Consider the following 6,279-nt stretch of genomic DNA (forward strand, 5'->3'; position numbering starts at 1 on the left):
ACTGTCGGCAACCGGCTCCCGCTGTTGCCAGCGGCAATCACAACCTTCGGCGCTTTACCTTTCGCCAGCATGATTGCGATCTTCCAGGGTCCGGGACTGAGGAAGCATCCCGGAGTGGGTCTTGACGACCTGTTGCCAACGGAGCGGATTGATGACCGCTCTCCCTGGTCAACCCAGCTTGCTTTCACAAGCTCCGCCCTTCAGGGCGGGGTAGTTGACGGTTGTTTGCCTGCCGATCCGCCCGCCGGTTCGACCGGCGCTACCGTGGGTTCGATTTGCAGCAGGTCCTGCTGCCATGTCGCCTTGTCCGCGGCCCCGGCCTGGCGATACGCCTCCAGGTGGCGGGCGAACAGGTCGGCATAGGGAATCAGATACGCATTGTCCTTGGTCTTGAGTTCTTCATCGACCACCTTGAGTTCCGCTCCGACCTCTGCCGCGCCATAGTCCCGCCCCACGTTCACGACCATGTCCCCGTAATAGGACAGGCTGCTGGCCATGCCTTGTTCGATCTCGGCGAGCATCCCCTGCCACTTGGTCATTTTCTCGGCCAGCGCATCGCGCGCTTCCGCGATCAGTTTGGCGCCGTTGCGCGACCCCTGGGCCTGCTTGGCGAAGGTGTCGAAGTTGCTCTGTGCCAGCCCCATCAGACCCTGGAGCACCTCGGCGCGTTTGCCGTCAGTCACCACGCGCTTGCCCATGAAGGCGCCCATCCGCAGCAGGGCGCGTACCGTGCGGGCGCGGGCCTCGTTCAGACCCGCATGGGCCTGTTCGACGTTGCGCTGAATCAGTTCAAGACGGGTCCGCAGCGCCTCGTCCTGCGATTGGCGTGCGACCTCCTGCAACTCGGCCAGCGCTTTATCCGAGTCGGCCCGCACGTCGCCGGTGAGGCTCGGCAACCCGGACCAGGACTCCTTGATGGCATCCAGACGTGCCGCCGAGACGATGACCGGGGCCGTGATCACCAGTCGGAAACCCAGGCTGTCGAGTGCCTTGGCGCGGCCGGTGGTGGCATTGAAATAATTGTGCTCCTGGCGCACGGCGCTGCCGATCTGGCTTGCCGGAGTGAACACATCACCGCCGCGGCTGACGAATCCGCCGGGCTGACCATGGGGACGGCCGCGCCGGTCCAGATGGAAGGGCGCCAGGGTCATTTCAGCCGCATTGCCGAGCACGTCATACAGGCCTAGCGGGTTGGGTTTGAGCAGTCCCACCGGGTGCAGTTCACCGGCGGCGGAACCGGTGCTCTCGTGCCAGGCATAACGCGCCAGATCGCCGTCCGGCATGGGGAAGACAGTCGCCAGAAAGTCCGTGTCATCCACCGCCAGGCCGCCGCGGGTCGCGAACTCCCATTCCTCCTCGGTCGGCAGGCGCAGGAAGCCGGGTTCCTGCTCTTCCCGCGGCAGGGCGGTGGGGGCCTTGGTGAGTAGCCATTCGGTATAACGGCGGGTGAAATCCACCGCGTCGAACCAACTCACCTCGGTCATCGGCAGGCGCCCGCGCATCGCCGGTTGCGGGCAGGTGTCGGCGGTGAGTGCGGCGTACTGGTCGCGGGTGGTCTCGTACTTGGCGATGTAGTAGCGGCGCGCGGCCGCCGTGCCCATACTGAAGGCGCCGGCCAGGTGGCTGAGACGTCGGCCCTCCTTGTAACCGCGCGCATCGTCGGTCTGGCCGAGTTCCACCTGGCGGTCATCAAGCAGATTCCCGCCCGGAATCTCCACTGGCCGAAAGGCCATGGCGCCGCCGCAGGCCAGGGGCAGGATCAGATCCCCCGCGGCGGGCGTCGGGTTATAGAGTTTCTCAGGCCAGGTAATGGCCGGCGCTGGTGTGTCGGCAAGGGTCGGGCCCATCATCAGGCAGCAGGCCGCGGTGGTGATCAGGAAGATGATTGCGTTCATTTGCGGTTGACTTCAGACCTCACGTAAACCCTCGGCCGGTTCGATGCGCGCCGCCCGCCAGCCGGCCCAGGCGGCAGAGCCGGCGGCCCCCAGCAGGGTCGCCGTGAGCGCGATCAGGAGATGCATCGGCAGCAATCGGCAGATCGACTCATCATTCTGGAGGCTGTCGGCGAACCAGGTGTTCAAGGCCATCGCCACCGGCAGATAAACCGCCAGCGCGGCGGCCGCCCCCAGCAGGGCGACCAGCACCGCTTGCGCCACCGGGAACAGGACCAGGCTCCTGGTCGGAAATCCGATCAGCCGCACCACCGCCAGCTCGCGGCGTTTGCGCTCCACGTTGGCCAGCAGATTGGCCGCCAGCGAGGCGAGGAACCCCAGGGTACCGATCATGGCGATCAGCCAGAAGACGCGGCTGAGGTTGCGGTCCAGCGCCTGCATACTGGCGATCTCGGTGACCTGGGTGCGGACCTCAACGCCCTCCGCGGCCAGGTCGGCGGCGAGTCCGGCCACTGCATAGATGCTCGCCGCATAGAGGCGAAAGCGCGCGAACTCGCGCGGTCCGCCGCGCACCGGTGCGCCCTCCCACCCCAGCGCCGGGACGGTCAGGCCATCCCGATAATCCTCGGTCGCCACCAGCAAGGGCAGCGGAACCAGGGCCGCCTCTTCGGTCATGGCCGCATCCGGCAGGACGCCGGTTACCGTCACCTCCCACACGGCATGCTCATCCCGCTCGTCGCGGCGGCGATCGATCCGTGCGACCAGTCGGTCGCCCGCCGCCGCGCCCAGTTTGCGGGCGGCGGCGGTCGAAAGCACCAATTCCGTCAGGCCGGTCGGCACCGCGGGGCCTGCCCCGTTGGTCAGCCCCGATGCAAGCAGGGGATCGCCCGCCCCGGTGGGAATCATGGAGACTACCCGCAGGTCCTGCCCGTTGGCGGTGTTCAGCAGGCGGGTCAGACTGGCGGCGATGCGCCTGGTGTTGGGGATCAAAAAGGCGACATCGGGGCGGGCGCCGATCCGATCGAACCAAGGCTGGTCGTATTCGCGGCTTCCCAGCGGCTGGATCTCGCGATTGACCGGTGACTCGACCAGGCGCTGGGCCAGGGTGTCCACCAGCCCGAACTTGAGTCCGAACAGAATCAGCAGCGGGGCCAGCACGGCCATCAGTGCCAGCACGAAACACAGCGAGATCCGCCGCTCGTGGGCAAAATCCCGATAGGCCAGTCGCAGAATTTCAGGCGTGGCGCGCATCGCGATTCAAACCGGAAAAGGATTCATGTGCGTTGACATCTCTTTGGTGGTCAGCCCCAGAACAACGATCGGGTCAGGTCCCCATCGCGCTCGATGCGGTGCTCCAGCACCCGTACCCCCGGCAACCGCTCCGGCCGCCAATCATGGCTGGCGATCACCGCGCAGGCCCCCGACTGGCGCACCAGATCCAGGAATAGATCCAGGATGCGTGCCGCGTTGAGCGGGTCGACCGAGGCGGTCGGCTCGTCCGCCAGCACGACCCCTGGCCGATGGGCCAGCGCGCGGGCGATGGCCACCCGCTGGCGTTCGCCCACCGAGAGTTGGCCCGGACGCTTGTCGAGCTGTGCGCTGATGTTCAGGCGCTCCGCCAGCCGTTCGATCAACCCACCGGGATCACGCCCCAGCAAGCGGCAGGAGAGGGCGATGTTCTCCCGTGCGGTGAGGAAGGACAAGAGCCCGCCGGTCTGCAGCACATAGCCGATATGGGTCCCGCGTAACTGGCCGAGTCCGTCCAGATCGTCGCGCTCCCACAGCCGCCACAGGTCGGCCGCGGCGCGATGTTCCGGGCGAAAGCTGAAGGTGCCGGCCTGATCCGGGCGCAAGGCCAGTGCCAACAGGTCGAGCAGGGTGCTCTTGCCGCTCCCGCTCGCCCCCTGCAACACCACGACTTCGCCGGGCGCGATGCGCAGCTCGGGCACCCGCAGCTCAAAGGCGGTCCCGCCGCCGGCGCGGCGCTTGGTCAGCCCCTGACACAGGTAGACGGGCGGGGAGGGCGCCATCAGGGCAGACTGTCCAGGGGCATGGTGGTGACCGCTTCTCCCGGCGGGGCCGCGGGGGCCAGATTGATCCACCGGTCGGTCTCGTCGTGGACCTTGCGGTAAAGCCGGATCTTTTCCTCGATCACGTCCAGCACCTCTTGTTGTTCCGCGTAGGAGCGGGCGAGCCAGCGCTCCGGGGTCAGATTCATGATCTGACTGGTATAGGGCAGCCCATCCAGCCAGGCTCCCACCAGACCGACGTCCGCGAGCCGCTTCACCTGGACCTGATTGACCTTGTCCGGGTCGCGCGCCAAGGCCGCTGCGGCGCCGCGGAGCTGGTCAAAGAAGTCTTTTGCATTCATGAGGGTACGCTCGCCGGCGGCAAGAATGGCTTCCAGCGTCTCCTGCAGGTTGCTCAGTTGGTTCTTAGTAAGCATCACCCGCACCTCCAGCGTCTTCTGAGTCGGGTCGATTAGGTCCCGATCAGTCACCCAGGCCTCGATCAGCCGCGGCGCCCGGCTGCCGGTCTCCCGACCCAGATAGGCCAGTTGCATGGCGCGTCCGACCAGTGCGGTCTTGCGCTCCAGCGGATCGACCTTTGGTCCCTCCGGCACCTCGATCAGGCGCCCGGACGACGCACTCTCGAGTTGCCGCAGCAGGGCGTCGGCCAGGGTGTCCACCTGGGTGCCGAACGCCTCGACCGCGCCGCCCTCGACCGGGAAATAGAGATCCCCCGCGTCCCCCCAGCGGCTCAGTTCCCGATATTGCCGGGTCGCGCCCTCGTGGGTCTGACGGCCCTCGCGGGTGAGTAGGTGCAGCACGGCGATGGCGATCTTGCCGCCGCCCCCGGACTGATCCTTTTCCTGGGCCAGCAGGCGCAGGCGCTCGGCGGACAGTCCGGTGCGGCCCAGCGGGTCATTGGCATCGCGCGCCCCCGCATCGGTGATCAGCACGATATAGCGGGCGTCGAAACCACTCCAGTCGATGCGCTCCAGGGCGTCCTGGATACCGGCGTAGGCGTCCTCGTTGAACCCCTTGCTGGAGACGATTGCCTCCTTGACGCCGGCGACCTTGGCCTGGAAGGTCGCCGGGTCGCGTCCGTCCTCCAGCGACGCCGCGACCTGGCTGACATACTCGAGTCCGGGTGCCGCCTCGACGTTGTCCCGGAAGGCGACCAGGCCGAAGCTCAGTCGTTCGCCCAGCGTCGAGCCGCGCAGCTTGTCGTAGATGCGGCGGACCGCGGCGCGGGTACGGTCGATGTAGGGGCCCATGCTGGTGGTGCTGTCGATCACGAAGACCACCCCGGCGCGATAGCCGGCGGGGCGCGATGCGCTCGGCTTGCCGGTCGGCTTGGTCTCCGGCTTGCCGGCCGGTTTGGGTGTTGGCTTCACGGCAGTATCCGTGCCGAGCAGATCCTGCTCCCCCGCCTGGAGGGTGACCGCGGCCACCTTGAGCAACATGGTCTCATGGCCGCTTTGCAGGTACACCGGCTCAAAAGCGAGGATCGGCAGCAGATAGAACTGTTCGTTCGGGTCAATGTAGGTATCCGGCTCTTTCGCGATCACCGGGAAGTCCGCGGGGAAGCGTCCGGTTTTAACCTCGGCGCGCAGGCGGTCGACTTGCGGCACCAGATCCTCGGCTTCCAGCAGGTGCGTGAGCCGGTCATGATCGCGAAAGAACAACGCCGGATCACGATTGGAGGTGCGGGTAAAAGCCAGTGTGAGCGTCTGGCGCCAGTCAATCGCCTGCGCCGCCGCGATCCAGCCCTGCGCCGCGTCCGCCGCGGCGCCGACCTCGATCCAATCCTTCCCCTGGACGGCACGCCGGTCAAAGACATAGAGCACCGACAAGGCCGGTAGCGCCGGACCGGGCGCGGCAGCGCCGCCAGGCAGCGTGAGCAGTCGCGCATCGGGTCGCGTCAATACCCGCTGGTAGAGCCCGGGCTTATCCGGAATCGACAGGGCGGTGCGGTCGGCGGTCGCTGCCGGGGGCGCCGTCACCGCGGGTCCGCACAGCAGGGCCAGCGCCGCCGCGACCGGCAGCACGCGGGTTAGGAAAGACCTCATTGGATCAGTGCTCCTCTGCGTAAGTTGCCGATGAGGCGCCGCGGCACCCAGGTCCCCGAACGGCAGCGAGGGTAGGGGCACTGATGAGAGTACACCGACGCCTGCCCGCGCTCCAGACCGATGTGATGGGCGTCCGGCGCGACGGCCTTGATCAGCGCTCCGGCCAGCGACGGCCAGTCCGCAACTGGAGGTCGAGGCTTCACCGGAAAAGTCGCGCAGCGCCCCCGTGGGAGCGGCGTCCCGCCGCGATGGGGCCGAGCGTGCAGCCGCAGCGTTTGAGGTCACCGCGGCACCGCATCGCGGCGGGACGCC

4 protein-coding genes are annotated in these 6,279 nt (G+C 67.4%); all 4 read right to left on the reverse strand.

The genetic code is table 11. The annotated features are described in order from the left end of the window. Positions 1 to 200 precede the first annotated feature (200 nt). From QZY03_RS31650 to QZY03_RS31665, 4 genes are read right to left on the reverse strand one after another with little or no spacing between them, the layout of a single operon-like run. Positions 201 to 1,895, reverse strand: coding sequence for an SUMF1/EgtB/PvdO family nonheme iron enzyme (locus QZY03_RS31650; protein WP_295588392.1), 1,695 nt, complete (start codon positions 1,893 to 1,895; stop codon positions 201 to 203). A gap of 12 nt (positions 1,896 to 1,907) precedes the next feature. After that, the gene (locus tag QZY03_RS31655; RefSeq protein WP_295588394.1) at positions 1,908 to 3,143 is read right to left on the reverse strand and encodes an FtsX-like permease family protein; all 1,236 of its coding nucleotides are present in this window, start codon (positions 3,141 to 3,143) and stop codon (positions 1,908 to 1,910) included. Between the two features lie 50 nt (positions 3,144 to 3,193). Beyond that, the gene (locus QZY03_RS31660; protein WP_295588396.1) at positions 3,194 to 3,922 is read right to left on the reverse strand and encodes an ABC transporter ATP-binding protein; all 729 of its coding nucleotides are present in this window, start codon (positions 3,920 to 3,922) and stop codon (positions 3,194 to 3,196) included. Next, on the reverse strand, positions 3,922 to 5,967 hold the full coding sequence (locus tag QZY03_RS31665; RefSeq protein WP_295588398.1) for a vWA domain-containing protein: 2,046 nt from the start codon (positions 5,965 to 5,967) through the stop codon (positions 3,922 to 3,924). Before QZY03_RS31665 ends, QZY03_RS31660 begins: the two co-directional genes overlap by 1 nt. Positions 5,968 to 6,279 lie beyond the last annotated feature (312 nt).

This window comes from uncultured Lamprocystis sp., assembly GCF_903933125.1.
Lineage (GTDB): Bacteria > Pseudomonadota > Gammaproteobacteria > Chromatiales > Chromatiaceae > Thiodictyon.